The 17,797-nt window shown below is 73.3% G+C and carries 17 protein-coding genes; 8 read left to right on the plus strand and 9 right to left on the minus strand.

The window, feature by feature from the left end:
- Window positions 1-181: 181 nt before the first annotated feature.
- Window positions 182-619: a DUF2127 domain-containing protein gene (locus tag ACQPZA_RS26620; RefSeq protein WP_169398525.1), complete on the plus strand. Its 438-nt coding sequence runs from the start codon at window positions 182-184 to the stop codon at window positions 617-619.
- On the opposite strand, the gene ACQPZA_RS26625 is transcribed toward ACQPZA_RS26620, so the two are convergent.
- Window positions 603-1,301, minus strand: coding sequence for a DUF1345 domain-containing protein (locus tag ACQPZA_RS26625; RefSeq protein ID WP_246267242.1), 699 nt, complete (start codon window positions 1,299-1,301; stop codon window positions 603-605). The two genes, ACQPZA_RS26620 and ACQPZA_RS26625, sit on opposite strands and share 17 nt — an antisense overlap.
- Window positions 1,302-1,401: 100 nt before the next feature.
- Between ACQPZA_RS26625 and ACQPZA_RS26630 the strand changes: the two genes are divergently transcribed.
- Genes ACQPZA_RS26630 through ACQPZA_RS26650 form a run of 5 tightly spaced genes read left to right on the plus strand, consistent with a single transcriptional unit; the run spans window position 1,402 to window position 8,409 of the window.
- The gene (locus ACQPZA_RS26630; protein WP_433274846.1) at window positions 1,402-4,032 is read left to right on the plus strand and encodes a PEP/pyruvate-binding domain-containing protein; all 2,631 of its coding nucleotides are present in this window, start codon (window positions 1,402-1,404) and stop codon (window positions 4,030-4,032) included.
- Between the two features lie 60 nt (window positions 4,033-4,092).
- On the plus strand, window positions 4,093-4,908 hold the full coding sequence (locus ACQPZA_RS26635) for a hypothetical protein (protein WP_433274848.1): 816 nt from the start codon (window positions 4,093-4,095) through the stop codon (window positions 4,906-4,908).
- Window positions 4,909-4,955: 47 nt separating this feature from the next.
- Window positions 4,956-5,963: a Ku protein gene (locus ACQPZA_RS26640; RefSeq protein ID WP_433274850.1), complete on the plus strand. Its 1,008-nt coding sequence runs from the start codon at window positions 4,956-4,958 to the stop codon at window positions 5,961-5,963.
- Window positions 5,960-6,169, plus strand: a complete 210-nt coding sequence (locus ACQPZA_RS26645) for a hypothetical protein (protein WP_169398510.1) — start codon at window positions 5,960-5,962, stop codon at window positions 6,167-6,169. The genes ACQPZA_RS26640 and ACQPZA_RS26645 overlap by 4 nt, the downstream gene beginning before the upstream one ends.
- 56 nt (window positions 6,170-6,225) lie before the next feature.
- Window positions 6,226-8,409, plus strand: coding sequence for a glycoside hydrolase family 15 protein (locus ACQPZA_RS26650; RefSeq protein WP_433274852.1), 2,184 nt, complete (start codon window positions 6,226-6,228; stop codon window positions 8,407-8,409).
- A gap of 9 nt (window positions 8,410-8,418) precedes the next feature.
- On the opposite strand, the gene ACQPZA_RS26655 is transcribed toward ACQPZA_RS26650, so the two are convergent.
- Window positions 8,419-9,288 (minus strand): LysR family transcriptional regulator, encoded by an 870-nt coding sequence (locus ACQPZA_RS26655; protein WP_433274854.1) that lies wholly within the window; start codon window positions 9,286-9,288, stop codon window positions 8,419-8,421.
- A gap of 183 nt (window positions 9,289-9,471) precedes the next feature.
- Here ACQPZA_RS26655 and ACQPZA_RS26660 point away from each other — a divergent pair, with 183 nt between their 5' ends.
- Entirely contained in the window at window positions 9,472-10,146 is a 675-nt protein-coding gene (locus tag ACQPZA_RS26660) for an SDR family oxidoreductase (RefSeq protein ID WP_433274856.1), read from the plus strand.
- A 22-nt stretch (window positions 10,147-10,168) separates the two neighbouring features.
- Here the strand turns inward: ACQPZA_RS26660 and paaE are convergent, their stop codons facing one another.
- The 7 genes from paaE to ACQPZA_RS26695 form a co-directional block, all read right to left on the minus strand.
- Complete coding sequence (gene paaE, locus ACQPZA_RS26665; protein ID WP_433283004.1) at window positions 10,169-11,236, minus strand: 1,2-phenylacetyl-CoA epoxidase subunit PaaE; 1,068 nt, start codon at window positions 11,234-11,236, stop codon at window positions 10,169-10,171.
- 60 nt (window positions 11,237-11,296) lie between these two features.
- Window positions 11,297-11,803 (minus strand): 1,2-phenylacetyl-CoA epoxidase subunit PaaD, encoded by a 507-nt coding sequence (gene paaD / locus ACQPZA_RS26670; protein WP_433274858.1) that lies wholly within the window; start codon window positions 11,801-11,803, stop codon window positions 11,297-11,299.
- Window positions 11,797-12,717, minus strand: coding sequence for a 1,2-phenylacetyl-CoA epoxidase subunit PaaC (gene paaC, locus ACQPZA_RS26675; RefSeq protein WP_433274860.1), 921 nt, complete (start codon window positions 12,715-12,717; stop codon window positions 11,797-11,799). The genes paaD and paaC overlap by 7 nt, the downstream gene beginning before the upstream one ends.
- On the minus strand, window positions 12,714-13,073 hold the full coding sequence (paaB, locus tag ACQPZA_RS26680) for a 1,2-phenylacetyl-CoA epoxidase subunit PaaB (RefSeq protein WP_169398506.1): 360 nt from the start codon (window positions 13,071-13,073) through the stop codon (window positions 12,714-12,716). Before paaB ends, paaC begins: the two co-directional genes overlap by 4 nt.
- On the minus strand, window positions 13,070-14,014 hold the full coding sequence (paaA, locus tag ACQPZA_RS26685) for a 1,2-phenylacetyl-CoA epoxidase subunit PaaA (protein WP_433274862.1): 945 nt from the start codon (window positions 14,012-14,014) through the stop codon (window positions 13,070-13,072). The genes paaB and paaA overlap by 4 nt, the downstream gene beginning before the upstream one ends.
- 73 nt (window positions 14,015-14,087) lie before the next feature.
- Complete coding sequence (locus ACQPZA_RS26690) at window positions 14,088-14,693, minus strand: TetR/AcrR family transcriptional regulator (protein ID WP_433274864.1); 606 nt, start codon at window positions 14,691-14,693, stop codon at window positions 14,088-14,090.
- The gene (locus tag ACQPZA_RS26695) at window positions 14,690-15,493 is read right to left on the minus strand and encodes an enoyl-CoA hydratase/isomerase family protein (protein WP_433274866.1); all 804 of its coding nucleotides are present in this window, start codon (window positions 15,491-15,493) and stop codon (window positions 14,690-14,692) included. Before ACQPZA_RS26695 ends, ACQPZA_RS26690 begins: the two co-directional genes overlap by 4 nt.
- A 298-nt stretch (window positions 15,494-15,791) precedes the next feature.
- Between ACQPZA_RS26695 and ACQPZA_RS26700 the strand changes: the two genes are divergently transcribed.
- Complete coding sequence (locus ACQPZA_RS26700; protein ID WP_433274868.1) at window positions 15,792-17,774, plus strand: prolyl oligopeptidase family serine peptidase; 1,983 nt, start codon at window positions 15,792-15,794, stop codon at window positions 17,772-17,774.
- Window positions 17,775-17,797: the final 23 nt, after the last annotated feature.

A 17,797-nucleotide genomic window follows, 5' to 3' on the forward strand; every position in this document is an offset into this window, starting at 1 on the left:
TACGCTGGACAGCGGCCTGCAGCAGCATCCTCGTGGGCCGCCGCGAACGGAGCGAGGCGATACATGGAGATCTTCGGGGGAACCGGCCGGGCGACGTGGCCGGTGATCGCGCGCTCGCCGGTGCGCCGCCGTGGCTGACGTCCCGGCGGCGAACAGCACCGAGCGGCTGTTCAAGCTCGCCATGGTCATCAAGGGGCTGGACGGCGCAGCCGAGCTGATCGGCGCCATCGTGCTGCTCCTCGTGCCCGGCGCCGCGGTGCAGCATCTGGTGGCCGAGGTCATCAGCCGGGACCTGCTCGGCGCGCCCGACGGCCTCCTGGCGCGCCACCTCGTCGCCGGCACGGCGGAGTTCGCCTCGGGTAACCGCACCTTCGTGGTCCTCTACCTCGGGTTGCACGGCATCGTGAAACTCGCGCTGGTGGTGGCGCTGCTGCGGCGGTGGGTGCCCGCGTACCCGGTGGCGGCCGTCGTGCTCGGCGTGTTCGTGGTCTACGAGCTGTACCGCGCCGTGCACACCGGCTCGGTGGTGTTGCCGCTGCTGGCCGCGCTCGACATCGTGATCATCATCCTGGTGATCCGCGAGTACCGGCTGCTACGGGCGCTCAGGACAGAGCATTGATCGCGCGGGCGACCACGAGCACCACGATGACCAGCGCGACGGCGGCCTGCACCAGCATCGTCAGCTTCGCCCACCGCGAGAGCGGCATCACGTCGGTGGGACTGAACGCCGTGGCGTTGGTGAAGGACAGGTAGACGTAGTCGACGAACGCGGGCTTCCAGTTGCGGGGGGCGAAGTCGGGGCTCTGCATCTGCTGGAACAGGAAGTCGGGCAGATCGGCCACGGCGTGCGCCCGTGCCGCCGGGCCACCCCGGTCCAGCTCCCAGTACACCAGCGCGAACGCCAGCATGTTGATCAGCCAGATCTCACCGCCCGCGAGGAGCAGCTCGACGGGAGGGGCCGGACGCCCGCTCACCAGCTCCCCGACCAGCAGCACCACCGACCACGCGTTCGCCAGCACCACGAGCCCGGTCAGGCCGAGGCTGGCCATGCGCAGCGCGGACGACTGACGGTCGATGCGGAACGGGTTGACCACGACCAGCCCGACGAGCACCACGAACTCGAGCACCGGGAGGACGTACCGGGCCTGGGGCACCACCTGGTCGGGCAACATCAGCTGCAGGCCGATCGCCACGATCACCCCCACCACGACCGGCCATCGGTGTTCCCCCGGCGTACGCCGTCTCCAGGCGGGCCGCGCCGCAGCGCCGTGCCCGTCCACGCCGTCCACCTGGTCCACCACCGCACCGAGTGTGCCTGCTCGACGCGGTGGGGCGTCGAGAACCGGACACGCACTATTCAACAACTGTTGAGTTCAAGGCCTTTCGGCGCTACCGTCAGTCATGGCCGCCGAGGGTTTCGTCATCGATCTACGCCGGCTCCACTCGGGCGCGCTCGCCGAGGTGGGCGGAAAGGCAGCGAACCTCGGCGAGCTCATCACCATGGGGTTCCCGGTGCCGCCGGGTTTCGCCGTGACCACTGCGGCGTACGCCCAGGTGGCGCGCGCCGCCGGCCTCGACCACGCGCTCGGCGGGGAGCCGGCACAGCTGGGCGAGCGGGCCCGCGCCACGCTGCTGGCCACGCCCGTGCCGGACGGCGTCGCCGACGCCGTGTGCCGGGCGTATCTGGCGCTGGGAGTGGACGTCCCGGTTGCCGTCCGGTCGTCGGCCACCGCGGAGGACCTGCCGTCGGCGAGCTTCGCCGGGCAGCAGGACACCTACCTCAACGTCGTCGGGGTCGGTGCCGTGCTCGACGCGGTGCACCGCTGCTGGGCCTCGCTGTGGACCGACCGGGCTGTCAGCTACCGGACCGATGCGGGGATCGACCATCGCGCGGTGCAACTGGCCGTCGTCGTCCAGCGGATGGTCGACGCGCAGGTCGCCGGTGTGCTCTTCACGGCCGACCCCGTGACCGGCAGGCGGACGCGCACCGTGCTCGACGCCAGCCCCGGGCTCGGGGAGGCGGTGGTGTCGGGTGCGGTGAACCCCGACCACGTCGTCGTCGAGGGCGACGGCCGGATCGTCGAGCACCGGTTGGGTGACAAGGCCGTCGAGGTGCGGCCGCTGCCGGGCGGTGGCACGGAGCAGGTCGTCACGGCCGACGGGGCGGCGCGGACGAGCCTGACCGACGAGCAGATCGCCGCTCTCGTCGCGCTCGGGCGGCGCGTCGAGGCCCACTACCGCACCCCGCAGGACATCGAGTGGGCCATCGACGGCGACGGCACGCTGTGGCTCACCCAGTCCCGGCCGATCACCACGCTGCACCCGCTCCCCCACCCGGCAGGCGCGGGCCTGCGCGTCTACTTCTGCGCCAGCCTGGCCCAGGGGCTCACGCGGCCGATCACGCCGATGGGTCTCTCGGCGTTCCGGGTGATCACGTCCGTCCCCGCCGCCGCGTTCGGCGTCCCGATCGCCGACCCGGTCGCCGGGCCGCCCGCGTTCGTCACGACAGGTGGACGGGCGTTCGTCGACATCACGCCGGGCATGCGCAGCGCGGTCGGCCGTACCGTTCTCCCCCGGATCCTCGACGTCATGGAGACCCGCTCTGCCGTCGTGCTCCGGGCGCTGTTCGACGAGCCCGCGCTCGCGGTCCGCACGACGTCGCGGTGGCCGTTCGTCCGGCGGGTGGTGGGCACGCTGGTGCACCACCGGGTGCCCCCGCTCCTCGTCCTGTCCGTGCTGCGCCCCGCCGTGGCGCGGCGGCGGGTCGACCGGATCGGTCACGGGCTACGCACCCTCACCGCGCTGCCGGTGGACGCCACCGCGGAACAGCGGCTGCACGAGGTGCAGCGGGTGCTGACCCATGTCTTCTCGATGATCCCCCGGGTCGCGCCGGTGTTCTTCGCCGGACTGGCGATGCTCGCGGCGGCACGCAAGCTCGCGGGCGGCGATCTCGACGAGGCGACCTCGCACGACGTGCTGCGGTCCCTGCCGTACAACGTCACCACGGAGATGGACCTCGAGCTGTGGGGCCTCGCCACGCGGCTGCGCGCCGACGCCGGCTCCGCCGAGGCGCTCCGGGCGGCGCCGGCGGCGGAACTAGCAGCCCGGTACGGGGAGGGCACGCTGCCGCCCGTGCTGCAGGACGGGCTCGGCGCGTTCCTGCGCCGGCACGGCCACCGCGCCGTCGCCGAGATCGACCTGGGGATGCCCCGCTGGTCCGACGACCCGACCCACGTGCTGGGTGTGCTGGCCAACTACCTGCGTCTCGAGGACCCGGAGATCGCCCCGGACGCCGTGTTCGCCCGCGGCGCGGTGGGCGCCGACGCCGCCGTCGCGGCGGTGGTCGCGCGCGTGCGGCGCCGCGGCCGCGTCCGGGCGCTCGCGGTGCGGGTCGCGCTGCGGCGGGTACGCGAGCTGGCCGGGCTGCGCGAGACGCACAAGGACTTCCTGGTCCGACTGCTGGCGCACGCGCGGACGGAGCTCCGGGCCGTCGGCGAGCTGCTCGCGGCACGCGGGCTGCTCAGCGAGCCGGCCGACGTGTTCTTCCTCGACCTCGCCGAGGCGCGTTCCGCGCTCGCGGGCGCCGACCACCGGACCACGGTGGTCCGGCGCCGGGAGGAGTACGACCGGGAGCTGCGGCGGCGGCACGTGCCGAGGGTGCTGCTCTCCGACGGCACGGAGCCGGAGACGCTCTGCCGGCCCGCCGATGTCGAGGGCGCGCTGACCGGCACCCCGGCCTCCGCCGGCACCGTCACCGCGACGGCACGGGTGGTGCTCGATCCGGTCGGCGCCCACCTGGAGCCGGGCGAGATCCTGGTCGCGCCCTCGACCGACCCCGGGTGGACGCCGCTGTTCCTCACCGCGGGTGGCCTGGTGATGGAGATGGGCGGGCCGAACTCACACGGGGCCGTCGTCGCCCGCGAGTACGGCATCCCCGCGGTCGTCGGGGTCGCCGACGCGACCACCCGGATCACGACCGGGCAGCAGGTGACGGTGGATGGCGCCGCCGGGCTGGTACGCGCGCCGGCCTGAGGCCCCCCGATCGGCCGACGACACCGGTTCGTCGACGACCCGGCGGGGCACTCCCCCGGCATGCCCGCGGATCTCGACCAGGTGGCCGACGAGCTCTACGCGCTGCCCCGCGACGAGTTCACCGCCGCACGCAACGCCGCCGTGAAGCGCGCCCGGCAGCACGACAAGGAGCTGGCCGAGCAGATCGGCGCGCTGCGCCGGCCGTCGACGGCGGCCTGGCTGGTGAACCTGCTGTCGCGCGAGCATCCCGACGAGGTCGCGGCGCTCGTGGAGCTCGGGGACGGGCTGCGCGCGGCGCAGGACCAGTTGGAGGGTGAAGCCCTGCGCCGGCTGTCGCAGCAGCGCCACGAGGTGGTGCACGGGCTCGTCCAGCAGGCGAGAGCGCTGGCCCGGTCGGCGGGGCACCCGGCGAGCGAGGCGGTCGCGCGGGAGCTGGAGAACACCTTCACCGCCGCGGTGAACAGCAGCGCAGCCGCCCAGGCCGTGGCGGGTGGCCGGCTCACCACGGCGCTCGACCCCGCCGACGTGGATGGCCTGCCGGAGCAGGTGGCCGCGACCCCGGCGGCGCGGGACGACGCCGGGCCGGACCGGGACGAGCGGTTGCGCCGCGATCTCGAACGGGCGCGTTCCGCGGCCGCCGACGCCGACGCCGAGCGCGAGAAGGCGCAGGGCGAGCTGACCGACGCCGAACACGCCGCGGACGACGCGGCCGGGACGCTGCGCGAGCTGCGCAGCCGCATCGAGGCCGCCGAGCAGGCCGAGCACGACGCGCGCAGGCGGGCCCGGTCGGCGCAGCGGGACCTCGACGCCGCCGATCGCGCGGCCCGCGAGGCGCAGCGGCGGGTGCGGGACCTGGAGCGCCGGAAGCAGCACTAACGCGGCCCGCGACGGGGTACCTGGCCGAGGACGACAGGAGGCGCGCCATGGCACGGGCGATCTGGACGGGGTCCATCAGCTTCGGGCTGGTGTCGATACCGGTCGGTCTGTTCAGCGCGACGGAGGACCACACGATCCACTTCAACCAGTTCGAGCGCGGCACCGCCGACCGGATCCGCTACCAGCGCGTCAACGAGCGGACCGGCAAGGAGGTCGAGTACTCCGACATCGTGAAGGGCAAGGACGTCGGCGGCGGTGACTACGTGCTCGTCGAACCCGACGAGCTGGCCGACATCGCCCCGGGCCGCTCCCGCACGATCGACATCGTCACGTTCGTCGACCTCGACGAGATCGACCCCATCTTCTTCCAGAAGACCTACTGGCTCGCGCCCACCGCAGAGCAGTACGCCCGGCCCTACGCCCTGCTGCGCGACGCGATGACCCGCACCAACCGTGCGGGCATCGCCACGTTCGTCATGCGCGGCAAGGAGTACCTGACCGCCGTCCGCGCCGACGACGACGTGCTGGCGCTGGAGACCCTGTTCTTCGCCGACGAGATCCGCGACCGGTCGAGCCTGGACGAGCTGCCGGGGACGTCGAAGGCCAAGGGCAAGGAGATGGAGATGGCGACGGGGCTGATCGAGTCGATGAGCGGCCCGTGGCGCCCCGAGGACTTCCGCGACACGTTCACCGAGCGCGTGGAGAAGCTCATCGAGGACAAGCGCCGCGGACGCGAGATCGTCACCGAGGCGGAGCCGCCCGAGCCCACGGCGATGTCGGATCTGATCGCGGCACTGGAAGCGAGCGTCGCCGAGGCGCGCGGTGGCCGGAAACCGGCGGGGACGAAGGCCGGCAAGGCGGGTGGGAAGGCGGAGAGGAAGACGCGGAAGGCCGAGCCCGACCCGCCGGACCTGTCGGAGCTCAGCAAGGCCGACCTCACCGCGATGGCGCGCGACCTCGACGTCGCGGGGCGCTCGTCGATGAACCGCGCCGAGCTGGAGAAGGCGGTGGCGAAGGCGTCCGGGGCGGCGCAGAAGCGGCGGAAGGCGTCATGAGCGCCGCCTGCCCGTACTGCGCCGCACAGGCCGACCACTGCCACGGCACGCTGGTCCGGCACGCGGACGGCACCGTGGAGTGCACCGACGTGACCTGCCTCGAGCTCGGGGACGAGCGCCACGATCTCGTGGTCGTCTGTGAGGTGCAGCCGGACGGGTGCACCTGCGTGGTCACCCGTCAGGCTGAGGTCAGCCACTCAGAGTAGTTTCGATCGACGTCCGCGCCGGGAACAAGATCTCGTCACCCGAGCAAAGGACGACGATGACCGCTGCCCGGACCACCACGCTCCTCTTCGGCGCCGCCGCCGCGATGGCCGCCCTGCTGGTCGCGCCGCAGGCGAGCGCCGCCGAACCGGTGGCGCCCGGCGCCCCCGGCGAGAAGTCGACCTGGGCCCCTGCCGACAAGCACGGGTTCGGCACCTCCCGCACGCCCGACAGCGAGGTGTGGTTCACGTTGCGGCCGGGCGAGCTGAGCGAGGTGTACTACCCCGACCTCGGCACCCCGGCCCTGCGTGACCTCGAGTTCGTCGTCACCGACGGCGCCGGCCTCGTGGAACGCACCTCGGAGTCGGGGGGCTCCACCGCAGCGCCGGACGCGCGGGTGCCGGCGTACGAGCAGGTCGACGAGTCCCCGACGGGCCGCTGGCGGATGGTCCGGAGCTACGTCACCGACCCCGGACGTGACGTGGTGCTGGTGGACGTCCGGTTCACCTCGCTCGACGGGCGCCCGTACTCCGTCCACGCCGTGGCCGATCCGGCGCTGTCCAACGAGGGCGACGACGACCGCGCCGCTCTCGGGGAGTCCGACCTGGTCGCCTCGGACGGCGCCGCGGCGCTCTCGCTGGCCGCCGACACCGGGTTCGACGACCGGACGGTCGGTCACCTCGGCACGAGCGACGCCCGCACCGACCTGCTCGCGGACGGCGACCTGGACGCGCGCCATGCCGCCGCCGGCCCGGGCAACGTCGTGCTCGCGGGCCGGCTCGCCGGCGTCACCGGCGTGGGTGACGCGCAGGAGACCGTGGTCGCACTCGGTTTCGGCGCCGACGCGGGCGCGGCGAGCACCGCGGCCGCCGGCAGTCTCCGCGACGGCTTCGACACCGTCGCGGCCGCCTACACCGACGGCTGGCACCGCTACGTCGACGGGCTGCACGACGCTCCCGACAGCGCCGCAGGCATCGCCGACGCCTACTGGGCGTCGGTGGTGGTGAACGCCGCGTCCGAGGACAAGCGCAACCCGGGCGCGTTCGTGGCGTCGCCGAGCATGCCGTGGGTGTGGGGCCAGGAGGTGGACGACCTGTCGTCGCCGTCGGGGGCGTACCACCTGGTCTGGTCGCGGGACCTCTACCAGCACGCCACCGCCTTGCTGGCGGCGGGCGACCGGGCGGCCGCCGAGCGGGCGCTGGACTTCCTGCTGCTGCGCCAGCAACGCCCGGACGGATCCTTCCCGCAGAACTCCGACGTCAGGGGCGCCACGGTCTGGGAGAACCTGCAGCTCGACGAGGTGGCCCTGCCGCTGGTGCTGGCCTGGCAGCTCGACCGCACCGACCAGCAGACCTATGACCGGGTCAAGCGCTCGGCCGAGTTCCTGCTGGGCTACGCCGGTGAACGCCCGGCGCCGTGGTCACCGCAGGAGCGCTGGGAGAACCAGAGCGGCTACTCGCCGGGCACCATCGCGGCGGAGGTCGCGGGCCTGGTGTGCGCGGCCGACCTCGCCCGCCGGGCCGGGGACGCGGCGTCCGCCGACCGGTGGCTGGCGACGGCCCGCGACTGGGCGGGACGGATCGAGGGCTGGACGGTCACCACGACCGGCCCCCTGTCCCCCGAGCCCTACTACCTGCGCCTCACCAAGGACGGCGACCCGAACGCCGCCACCGTCTACAACGTCGGTGACGGCGGCGCCGACCTCGACCAGCGTGCGGTGGTCGACCCGAGCTTCCTCGAACTCGTCCGGCTGGGCGTCCGCAAGGCCGACGACCCGGTCGTCCGCAACACGCTGGCGGTGGTGGACCGCGAGCTGGGGGTGCAGACGCCGAACGGGCAGTTCTGGCACCGCTTCACCGACGACGGCTACGGCGAGGACGCCACCGGGGGTCTCTGGCGGCTGACCGACCCCGGCAGCCAGCAGACCACCGGGCGGGCCTGGCCGATCTTCGCGGGCGAGCGCGGGGAGTACGAGCTGCTGGCCGGTGCCGGCGACCCCGCGGCCCGGCTGCAGGCGATGGCGGACTCGGCGAACGACGGACTGATGATCGCCGAGCAGGTCTGGGACCAGCACGCCCCCTCCGGAGAGCCGGACTTCCCGACGGGCGAGGGCACGTACTCGGCCACGCCGTTGACGTGGTCGCACGCCCAGCTCGTGCGGCTGGCCTGGTCCATCGACGCAGGCCACCCGGTGGAGCGCCCGTCCGTGGTGGCGTGCGAGTTCCTGCGCGAGGACTGCTAGACCGCCGCGTCAGGTCGCGCCCGGGTGCGCGGCCTCTGCGACGTGGTCGAAGAAGGCGCGGGCGGCGGGCGTGGAGTCCGCGCTCCCCAGCGCGATGGCCAGGGTGCGCGTGGGAGGCTGCTCGAGCGGGCGGATGACGACGCCGTCGAAGGCGGCGGGAAGGCCCAGGGTGGGCACGATGCTGACGCCGAGGCCGGTGCCGACCATCTGCATGATCGCGGTGAGCTCCCTGGCCTCGTACGCGACGTCGAGGCGCGTCCCGGCGTTGCGGGCGGCCGCCATGATCACGGGCCCGCAGCCACTGCTGGAGATGAACGGCTGCCCGGCGAGGGCGGAGATGCTGACACGGGGACGCCCGGCGAGGGGATGCCCGGCCGGCAGCGCGGCGACCATCTCGTGGGTGTCGAGCACGGCGATCTCCCGGCCGGGGGCAGGCAGGAAGATCACTCCGACGTCGGCGGCGCCCTGGTCGAGCCAGGTGCGCACCTCGGGTTCCTCGCCCTCGAACAGACGCACCTGTACCTGGGGGTAGCGCTCGGCGAAGGTGCCCAGCTGGGGGGCGATGAGGGTGCCGGTGGCGCTGGGCACGCTGGCCAGGCGGAGGGTGCCGGTGACCTGTCCGCCGATCGCGGCCACCTCGGTGCGCAGCAGGTCGAAATGCGTCAGAGCGCCGCGGGCGTGGAAGACCGCGCGGTGCCCCGCTTCGGTGAGGGTGATCCCGTCGCGGCGGCGGGTGAACAGCGACGTGCCCAGCTCGTCCTCGAGGGTGGCGACGGCCCGACTGACGGCGGGCTGGGACATGCCGATCCGCTCAGCGGCGAGGGTGAACCCGCCCTGCTCTGCGACCGCGAGCAGCACCCGGAGTTGCAACAACGTCATGACCGAACCTCCTGGCACTCATAGCAACGCCGGCAAGCAATCATATCAGTAACGGTATTATACGACTCCTCATCAGATCAGTACTGTTATATATGTGCGGGCGGGTGGCCAGGAGGGGGCATACCCGCCCGCACACACGGCGCGCCCGAGACGACGTGCTGGCCCGCGCTCGGGAGGCAGGCAATGACCTCGAACAGTGGGCGGCACATGATCTCCAGGAGAGTGCTGATCACCGGAGAGTCGAAGGGAATCGGGCACGCCCTTGCCGTGCGCCTCGCCGACGCAGGCCACCGACCGGTGGGCATGGCGCGCACCGCACCTGGCGACTTCCCGGGGGAGTTCCACACCGTCGACGGCGTGGTCGACAACGTCGCGCTCGTCCGCCCGGCGATGCTCGGGTCCGTCGACCTCGACCACCTGGTCGACGTCTACGACGTCAACGTCCGGGTCGCCGTGCAGGTCACCCAGGCCGCCCTGCCCGCCATGACCGCCCAGGGTTGGGGGCGGATCATCAACGTCACCAGCATGGTCACGGTCGGCAAATCCGACCGGACCTCCTACCGCGCCGCCAAGGCCGCGCTCGAGTTCTGCTCCCGCGCCTGGGCCGGCGAGCTCGCCACCACGGGGGTCACCGTCAACTCGATGGCACCGGGCCCGACCGAAACCGAGCTGTTCAGGGGCATCAACCCGCCCGGGTCGGCGGGTGAGGCGCGCTACCTCTCCGGCGTCCCGATGGGCCGGTTCGGCCGGCCGTCCGAGATGGCGGCGGCGATCTTCTTCCTCCTCTCGGAGGAAGCCGGGTTCATCACCGGGCAGACGCTGCGCGTCGACGGCGGGGGCAGCGTCGCCGTCGCGTGACCAGCGGGCCGGCCGACGCAGCTCAGCTGTCGAAGTCGACCGTCACGTCCTCGGTGACCGGCCGGGACTGGCAGGTCAGGACGAACCCGGCCGCCACCTCGTCGTCCTCGAGGGCGAAGTTGCGCCGCATCGTCACCTCGCCCACCGTGACGCGGGCCCGGCACGTGCCGCAGACCCCGCCCTTGCACGCGAACGGCAGGTCACCGCGCACCTTCTGCGCGGCGTCGAGGATGCTCTCGTCCCGCGGCAGCGCCAGGGTCGTGGCCCGCCCGTCGAGCACGACGGTGACGTCGCTCGTCTCACCGTCTGTCCCGGGCTCCCCGCGGGACAGCTCCGGCGGGGGCTCGTCGACGTAGAACAGCTCCCGGTGCACCCGCTGCCGGGGCACGCCGAGCTCCACGAGCACCGTCTGGGCGTCGGTGGTCAGCCCGAGCGGACCGCAGAGCCACCAGTGGTCGACGTCCGCCACGTCGACGAGCGCGCCCAGCAGCAGGCGCAGCCGCGCGGCGTCGAGTCGTCCGGAGAAGACCTCGGCGGCCATCGGCTCTCGGGAGAGCACGTGCACGAGCTGCAGGCGGGGGCCGTGGGCGTTCTTGAGGTCGGCGAGCTCCTCGGTGAACATCACCGTGTCGGTGCGGCGGTTGCCGTAGAACAGCGTGACGCGGGTGTCGTCGTGGGCGGCCAGCACGGACGCCGCGATCGACAGCACGGGGGTGATCCCCGAACCGGCGGCGATCAGGCCGTGGTGGGCGCCCGGCTCCAGGTCGGGGGTGAACGAGCCGGCGGGTGGCGCGACCTCGATCTCGTCGCCCGGCTGCACGCGGTCGACCAGCCACTCGGAGAAGAGCCCGGTGTCGACCCGTCGCACCCCGACCTTCGGCGGCGCCCCGGCCGGGGCGCAGATCGAGTAGGAGCGACGCTCCTCGCCTCCGTCCACGACCATGCGCAACGTCAGGTACTGGCCGGGGCGGAACGCGAAGGTCTCCCGCAGGTGCTCGGGCACCTCGAACGTGACGGCCACCGCGTCGGAGCAGAGCCGTTCGACGGCGGCCACGCGCAGGAGCCGGAAGCCGCCGGCAGCAGGCGCCACGACGTCGTCGGCCCGATCGGCAGCACGGTCGCGGGTGGCGGTCTCGGTGGCCGGCACCACTCAGATCTCCTTCATGTGCTCGAACGGCTCCCGGCACGCCGGGCAGCGGCGCAGTGCCGTGCACGCCGTGGGTCCGAACCGGGAGATCTCCTCGGTGGTCGGCGCCCCGCACCGCGGGCAGCGCACCGCGGCCGACGGCGCGGTCAGCGTGAGCGGCACCGGCCCGGCGGCCCGCGGCCCGGCGCGCCCTGGCGCCGCGATGCCGTGCTCCGTGAGCTTGCGCCTGCCCTCGTCGGAGATCCAGTCGGTGCTCCACGGCGGCGAGAGCACGGTGCGCACCTGCACCTGGGCGAACCCGGCCTCGGCGAGGGTGACGCGCAGGTCGTCGCGCATGGCCTCGATGGCGGGGCAGCCGGAGTAGGTGGGCGTGATCGTCACGGTGACGGCGTCGGCCACCACGTCGACGTCGCGGATGACGCCGAGGTCGGCCAGCGTGAGCATGGGCATCTCCGGGTCCACCACCGCGGCGGCCGCCGCCCGCGCGCGGACCTCGGCCCCGGTCACCACGTCGCCCCCGGGTGTTGGCGCGCCAGGCTCTGCATCTCCGCGAGCACGTGTCCCAACTGCTCGGTGTGCAGGCCCTGGCGGCCACCGCGCCCGCCGATGGTGCCGATGGCCGGCCGCTGCGGACGCGTGAGCGTGGCCGCCGCGAGCACCTCGTCCAGCACGGCGTCGACCTCCGCGCGGACGTCGGCCGGGTCGACCGCCACGCCCGCCGCGGCCAGGCCGCGTTCGACGTCGGAGGTGCGGAAGAGCTCCCCGACGTAGGGCCACACGCCCTCCAGCGCCGCCTGCATCCGCCGGTGCGACTCAAGGGTGCCGTCGCCCAGGCGCAGCGTCCAGCGGGCGGCGTGGTCACGGTGGTAGGCCACCTCCTTGACGCCCTTGCCCGCCACGGCAGCGAGCACCGGGTCGCGCGAGCCGAGCAGCCGCTGGAGCAATGCGAGGCGCCAGGTGGAGAACAGCAGCAGCCGGGCGATCGCGCGGGCGAAGTCGAGGCCGTCGCCCAGCTCCGCCAGCGCGACGTTGCGGAACTCGGCCTCGGTGCGCAGGTAGGCCAGCGCGTCCTCGTCGCGCTGCCCGCCTTCGACGTGCCCCGCCCTGGCGAGCAGGACGCGGGCCTGCCCGAGCAGGTCGAGCGCGATGTTGGCGAGCGCCACGTCCTCCTCCAGCTCGGGGGCGTTGCTGACCCACTCCGAGAGGCGGTGGCTGCAGATCAGGGCGTCGTCGCCGAGCATGAGGCAGTACTGCGCGAGCTCGCCCGCGTCGACACCCTCGGGCACCGGCGAGGTGATCTCGGCCTGCACGTCCTCGACGCCCGACCCGAACGCCCAGCGCGGGTCGTCGTGCCCGACCGTCTCCGCGAGCGACTGGTAGGCGTTGGTCGCGTCCTGCTCCTCGGTGTGCGAGTGCGTGTTCACAGGTGCGGCACGTCCTCGGGGATCGCGTAGAAGGTGGGGTGCCGGTAGACCTTGTCGCCCGCCGGCGCGAAGAACGGGTCCTTCTCCGCCGGGCTCGACGCGGTGATGTCGTCGGCGCGGACCACCCAGATGCTCACGCCCTCGTTGCGGCGGGTGTAGAGGTCGCGGGCGTTGTGCAGGGCCATCTCGGCGTCGGGTGCGTGGAGGGAACCGACGTGCACGTGGTTGAGCCCGCGCTTGCCGCGGACGAACACCTCGTAGAGCGGCCAGCTGCGCCGCTTGGGCTCCCCCGAGCCCGTCTCCACGCCCGTCGTGGGGACGGCGCCGTGCCCGCCCTCGGCGGTGTACTCGCTCATGCCGCCGTCTCCTTCAGTCGCCGGGCCGTCTGCTTCTCGGCGTAGGCCTGAGCGGCCTCGCGCACCCAGGCGCCGTCCTCGTGGGCCCGGCGCCGGTGCGCCAGCCGCTGCGCGTTGCACGGGCCCGAGCCGGCCAGCACGGCCTTGAACTCGTCCCAGTCCGGCTGGGTGTAGTCGTGCGCCCCGCGCTCGTCGTTCCATCGCAGGCCGGGGTCGGGCAGCGTGACGCCGAGCGCGGCGGCCTGCGGCACCGTCATGTCGACGAAGCGCTGGCGCAGCTCGTCGTTGGTGTGGCGCTTGATGCCCCAGGCCATCGACTGCGCGGAGTTCGGCGAGTCGGCGTCCGGCGGCCCGAACATCATCAGCGACGGCCACCACCAGCGGTCGACCGACTCCTGCACCATCTCCCGCTGGGCGTCGGTGCCGTGCACCATCGCCAGCAACAGCTCGTAGCCCTGCCGCTGGTGGAACGACTCCTCCTTGCAGATCCGCACCATCGCCCGCGCGTAGGGGCCGTAGGAGCAGCGGCACAGCGGCACCTGGTTGCAGATCGCGGCGCCGTCGACGAGCCAGCCGATCACGCCGATGTCGGCGTAGCTCAGCGTCGGGTAGTTGAAGATCGAGGAGTACTTCTGCTTCGACTCGATCAGCTTCTCGGTGAGCTCCTCGCGGTCGACGCCGAGCGTCTCCGCCGCGGAGTACAGGTACAGACCGTGCCCGGCCTCGTCCTGCACCTTGGCCAGCAGGACCGCCTTCCGGCGCAGGCTCGGGGCGCGCAGGATCCAGTTGCCCTCCGGCTGCATGCCGATGATCTCCGAGTGCGCGTGCTGGGCGATCTGGCGGATCAACGTCCGGCGGTAGGCCTCAGGCATCCAGTCCCGCGGCTCGATCCGCTGGTCGGCGGCAATCGTCTCCTCGAACCGGGCCTCGAGCGCGTCCATCGAGTTCCTCCAACCGAATGTTCGTTCGGTTAATGGTGCCGTACGTGCCCCCGGGAAGCAAGCGGCCGCCGACTCAGCCCGCGGCGGGCAGGATCCCCTCGAATACGGCACGGGTCACGTCCTCGGGGAGGGTGGCCGCGCCGGGACGTCCGGGGCGGTACCACTCGACCACGGAGTTCACGAGGCCCGAGAGCAGCCGCGCGGCCAGCGCCGGCTCGACGCCCTGGCGGATCTCCCCGGCCTCGACCGCCTCCCGCACCAGCGCCGCGATCTGCGCGTCGAACGCACGGCGGCGCTCCAGCGCCCACCGCTCGCTCTCGGTGTTGCCACGCACGCGCAGCAGGAGCGTGACGTAGGGCAGGTCGCGCTGGAGCAGCGCCACCTGCCCGCCGACGATGTGCCGCAGCCGGGCCAGCGGCGTGCCCGTGGTGGCGCCGGACTCGTCGAGCAACCCGAACAGGCCGCTCAACGCGCGCTCCAGCGCGGCCCGCAGCAGTGCCTCCTTGCCCGCGAAGTGGTGGTAGAAGGACGACTTGGTGATCCCGGCGGCCCGGGACAGGTCCTCCATGCTCGTGGCGTCGTAGCCGCGGGTGATGAACTCCCCCACCGCCACCTCGAGCAGCGAGCCGGCCCCGCCGCTGGGCCTACGCGCCCGGCGGCCTGCCGTCTCCGTCGTCATCGACCCTCGAACGTCGGGCGGCGCTTGGCCAGGAAGGCCTCGACGGCGCCTGCGTGGTCGGCCGTGACCGCCAGCCGCGCCTGGGCGGCGCCCTCCGCGGCGAGGACCTCCGGCAGGGTGGCGACCGCGCCCAGCCGCACCGCCTGCTTGACCTCGGCGTACGCCTTCGTCGGCCCGGCGGCCAGGCGCCGGGCCAGGTCCGTGGCGGTGGACAGCACCTCATCGGCAGGCACGACGGCGCGCACCAGGCCCCACGCCTGCGCGTCCTCCGCGGTGAACGGCTCCCCCAGCAGCAGCAACTCGGTGGCCCGGGAGACGCCGACGGCGTGGGCGAGGCTCGCCGAGAGCCCGGAGTCGGCGGTGAGCCCGATCCCCGTGAAGGCGGTGGCGAACTTGAGCCCGGCCGCGGCGATCCGGAGATCGCAGGCGAGCGCGAACCCGAGACCGGCGCCGACACACGGGCCGTTGACCGCGGCGACCACGGGGAACGGCAGGGCGGTCAGCCCCGCGACGATCGGGTTGTAATGCTCGGTGACGGTGTCGAAGGCCGTGGACGGCTCCGTGCGCAGCGCCTCGGCGTGCTCCACCAGGTCCTGCCCGACGCAGAACGCCTTGCCCGCCCCCGTCAGCACGAGCGCACGGACGTCGTCGGCCTTCGCGAGCTCCTCCACCGCGGCCAGCAGCGCAGACTTGAGCTCGACGGTGAGCGCGTTGTACCGCGCCGGACGGTTCAGCGTGAGCAGTGCGACCGCCGGATCAGCGTCGTCGCGCGTGACGAGCACAGCAGGGTCGTCGGGCATCGGAACATGCTAACGACCGACCGAACGATCGGTCGACAGTGTCGTCCCTCCGCGGGACGACGGCGCCACCTCGCCGCCTAGACGTTTCGCGTTCCTCGCATTCCGCAATAACGGGGACGTTCTTCCACTACGACTCGACGCGGCGGCAGCAGAGATCGACATGCGACGATTTCACCGACACTTTCCTGGAACCCTCGACGTCCCCGCGTCGGCAGAAACGGTGGCTGTGACTACTCACCCGACCTCCCCAGCAATCACTGTCGCGCCCTTCGGTGAATGGGACTCACCGATCACCGCCGTGGTGGCCACCGCGGGGATGAGCGCCGGGCGGATCGGTGCTCCCGCGTACGTCGGGACCGTCGGCGAGGAGGTGTGGTGGGTCGAGCCCCGACCCGAGGAGGACGGTCGCATGGCGCTCGTGCGGAGCCGCCCGGACCGTCCCGCACTGGCACTGCTGCCCGCGCCATGGGACGTGCGCAGCCGGGTGATCGAGTACGGGGGGCGGCCGTGGGCGGCCGCCGCCGGGGACCGGGGCGTGCTCGTGGTGTTCGTGAACCTCGCCGACCAGCGGCTGTACGCCTACGAGCCCGACGTCGACGGGGCCGAGCCACGGCCGCTGACCCCGCTCTCCTCGGTCGGGGGCGGGCTGCGCTGGGCCGAGCCCGAGATCGACCTCGGCCGCGGCGAGGTCCGCTGCGTACTGGAGGAGTTCACCGGCGACGGCCCCCTGGACGTACGCCGGGTGCTCGCCGCCGTCCCGCTGGACGGAGCGGCCGCGGAGGACCGGTCCGCCGTCCGCGAGCTGTGCGACGACCGGCGCCGGTTCGTCTCCGGCCCCCGGTACTCCCCGGACGGCTCCCGCGCGGTGTGGCTGGCGTGGGACCACCCGCACATGCCGTGGGACGCGGCGGAACTCGTGATCGCCGACGTCGCCGAGGACGGCCGTCTACACCGGGCACGCACGCTGATCGGCGGTCCGGGCGATCCGGTCGCCCAGGCCGAATGGCTGCCGGGCGGTGGCCTGCTGGTCGCCTCCGAGCGCACCGGATGGTGGAACCTCTACCGCGTCGACCCGGGCACGGGTGATGCCGTGGCGCTGCATCCGGCCGAGGAGGAGTTCGCCGGACCCCAACGCCTCGGCCTGCGCTGGTTCGTCCCACTTCCGGACGGGCGGGTCGCCGTGTTGCACGGGGTCGGCCCGCAGCGACCTGCCGTGCTCGACGCGGCCACCGGGGAGCTCACCGAGATCCCCGGGGAGCGGTCCGAGTGGTTGCCGTCCCTGGCCGCATCGGGCACCCGGGTGGTCGGCATCGCCGCGAGCCCGTCGCAGGCCTACGCCGTCGTCGAGTTCGACGCGACCACCGGATGGAGCAGGGTCCTCAGCGAGCAGCGCGACGGCGTGGACCCCGGGGTCCTCCCCGAACCGGTGGAGCGCGTCGTCACCGCCTCGGACGGGCAGCAGATCCACGCGCAGGTGTATCCGCCGCGCAACCCCGCCTTCCGCGCGCCGGAGGGCGAGCTGCCGCCCTACGTGGTGTGGGTGCACGGCGGCCCCACCGCCCGGGCCCCGCTCGCGCTCAACCTGGAGATCGCCTACTTCACCTCACGCGGCATCGGGGTGGTCGAGGTCAACCACGGGGGCTCCACCGGGTACGGGCGGGCCTACCGGGAGCGGTTGCGGGAGCAGTGGGGCGTGGTGGACGTCGAGGACTGCGCGGCGGTCGCGCGTGCGCTGGTCGACGAGGGGTCAGCGGCCCCCGGACGGCTGGCGATCCGCGGCGGCAGCGCCGGCGGCTTCACCGCCGCGGCCTCGCTGATGTCGACCGACGTCTTCGCCTGCGCCACGATCCAGTGTCCGGTCCTCGACCTGCAGGACTTCGCCTCGGGTGAGACGCACGACTTCGAGTCCCGTTACCTGGACGCGCTGATCGGCCCGCCGGCGGAGGTGCCCGAACGCTACCGGGACCGCTCCCCCACCTCCCACCCGGACCGCTTCACCGTGCCCTTCCTGATCCTGCAGGGCACGGACGACGTGATCTGCCCGCCCGCGCAGTGCGAGCGGTTCCTGGCACGGATGGCCGACCGGGGCGTTCCCCACGCCTACCTCACCTTCGAGGGCGAGGGCCACGGCTTCCGGCGCCAGGACACCATGGTCACGTGCCTGGAGGCCGAACTGTCCCTGTACGGGCAGGTCTGGAACTTCAGCCCACCCGCCATCCCCGCCCTACCCCTGACCACCGACCCCATCCCCTCACCCAGCCCGCACACCCCGGAGCCGTAGTGCTGGGCTCCTGAACGCAGAGC

The sequence above is a fragment of the Pseudonocardia xinjiangensis genome, from assembly GCF_050948425.1.
GTDB classification, from domain to species: Bacteria; Actinomycetota; Actinomycetes; order Mycobacteriales; family Pseudonocardiaceae; genus Pseudonocardia; species Pseudonocardia xinjiangensis.